Annotated in this window: 3 protein-coding genes; all 3 read right to left on the bottom strand. The window is 32.9% G+C overall.

Translation table 11 applies throughout. The annotated features are described in order from the left end of the window. Positions 1-972: glycosyltransferase family 2 protein (locus AACY61_RS12660; protein ID WP_339611941.1), on the bottom strand; the 972-nt coding region annotated here is incomplete at its 3' end. 19 nt (positions 973-991) lie between these two features. Continuing rightward, a complete protein-coding gene (recR, locus tag AACY61_RS12655; protein ID WP_339611940.1) occupies positions 992-1,609 on the bottom strand; it encodes a recombination mediator RecR in 618 nt (205 codons plus the stop codon). An 11-nt stretch (positions 1,610-1,620) separates the two neighbouring features. Continuing rightward, on the bottom strand, positions 1,621-2,290 hold a 670-nt coding region (locus AACY61_RS12650), incomplete at its 5' end, for a T9SS type A sorting domain-containing protein (protein ID WP_339611939.1).

Genomic DNA, 2,290 nt, shown 5'->3' with positions numbered 1-2,290 from the left:
GTAAGAATTAAATATTTTTTCGTCTGTAACAGCACTTTTAGACAATGATTTCAGCTCTAATTCTGATGCTTTACTTAACTTTTTAAGAAACCCAATGTTATCACTGAGAAGAAAGTAGTTTTCAGAATTGTTTGAAGGGGTAGTAGATGATGAACTCCGGAATAAATTTATAAACTGAGCTATAGTAACACCTAAAAAAACCATTGATTTAAAAAAACTATTTGATTGAAAATGTTTTTTATAAAAAATATGCATAGCGCCATAAAATCGCTTTAAATAGGTTTTATCTTTTGTGGTACTTTCTCCTTTGTAGTGTAAAACAGTTTCTTGACCAAAATAATAATTTTTATACCCGGCTTTAATCAGTTTATAAGAGAGATCAATGTCTTCTCCATACATAAAATAATCTTCATCAAAACCCCCAACTTGTTTATAAACCTCCTTTTTTAACAGCATAAATGCTCCTACTAATACTGAAACTTCACCGGTATCAGTTTCATTAATTTGTGAAGCGTAATAACTATTTTTTGCTGATTTTATCCCGGTGATTTTATTGAAAACAACTTTAGGCTTGGGCACATTCCTTTTGCTCTCGGGCAAAAAATTTCCTGTTCCATCAATCAAACGAACCCCCAGCGCACCCATATCAGATTTAGTTTCTGCAAATTCAAGTATTTTTTTAAATACATTTTTAGGAACAGCCGTATCTGGATTTAAAATACAAACATAGGTGCCTTTTGCTACTGCTACCCCTTGATTGTTTGCTTTACTAAAGCCTACATTATCCTTATTTTCAATGAGTGTTGTGTCTGGAAAATATTTTCTAATCATTTCACAACTATCATCTGATGAGTTGTTATCAACAATAATAATTTCTGATTCAATTCCCACCAAAGCTTCCTGAACTGTGAGCACACATTGTCTTAAAAAGTAAGAAACATTGTAATTGAGAATGATAACAGATAATTGCATTCAGGAGTTTTGTTTTGTTTTAAACTTTTAAAGAGTTTTCAAAAGGTATTCTGTTGACAATACTTCTTCCAAGGGTGACTTCATCGGCAAACTCAAGCTCATCACCAACGGCTATTCCTCTTGCAATAGTTGTGGTAGTGATTTTGTAAGGTTCTATTTGCTTAAAGATATAAAAATTTGTGGTATCGCCCTCCATTGTGGAGCTTAGGGCAAAAATTAATTCCTTAATAATTCCGGCTTTGACTTTTTCAACCAGAGCAAGTATTGTAAGGTCGTGTGGTCCTATACCATCCATGGGAGAAATCTTTCCGCCCAAAACGTGATAAACACCTCTAAACTGACTGGTATTTTCAATAGCCATAACGTCTCTCACATCTTCAACGACACAAACAATTTCTTGATTTCGGTTTGGATTTTGGCAAATTTCACACAATACAGAATCTGAAATATTATGACACTTTTTACAAAAATTAATTTTATTGCGAAGTTTGTTTAATGCCTCTGTAAGAGCGTGTGTATTTTCTTCTGGTTGTTTGAGCAAATGCAAAGCAAGTCTTAAAGCAGTTCTCTTACCAATACCTGGAAGTTGAGAAATTTCATTGACTGCATTTTCTAATAGTTTTGAAGAAAAATCCATTGAGAACTGAACTAGTTGATGCTTATTTTTTTTGTAAAAATACCCTTTTCATTATTAACTCTTAAAAAATAAATACCGGTGGAAAAATCTGAGACATTTATTTGTAATGTATTAGTTAAATTGATTTCATTTTCAAAAAAAATCAATTTGCCAGTACTGTCAAAAATTCTTATTTCTGACAGATAATTTTCATTCCACTCAACTTTCAAGAAATCATTAGCTGGAACAGGATAAGCTTTTAAAGAGTTAAAAATTTCTATTTCGTTTGAATTTAAAACTCCGTCATAAACAGGCGACACCCAAAGGCCTCTGCCATAGGTGGCAGCATATATTTTATTTTCAGAATAGTTAATTTCCAATTCATTGACAATTACATTGGGTAAATTATTACTGAACACCTGCCACTCTTCAAAGGTGTTATCAATGTAATAAACACCATAATTCATACCCAGATAGAGGCCGTCTAACTGGTTGTCCTGCCATTCTAAAGCCAATGATTGGAAGTTTGGTAATCCTGCATTCACTGCTTCCCAGTTTTGACCTCCATCTTCATTCCATTTTTTCAATATTTCTTGAATTGCATCTTGAAGTTTGCCCATTGATAATTTTTTGTAAACTGCCACAGTTCTTTGAGCCACTGGTGTGTCACCTGCTTCTTTGATTAAAAGCTGTGTTAGTTCA

This window comes from uncultured Planktosalinus sp., assembly GCF_963973675.1.
Lineage (GTDB): Bacteria > Bacteroidota > Bacteroidia > Flavobacteriales > Flavobacteriaceae > Planktosalinus.
The sequence above is the reverse complement of the archived record's forward strand: the minus strand, read 5'-3'. Positions and strand labels throughout refer to the sequence as shown.

Excerpts from the sequence above, each read along its gene's own strand:
- recR (WP_339611940.1), bottom strand. The coding sequence starts at position 1,609 with ATGGATTTTTCTTCAAAACTATTAGAAAATGCAGTCAATGAAATTTCT.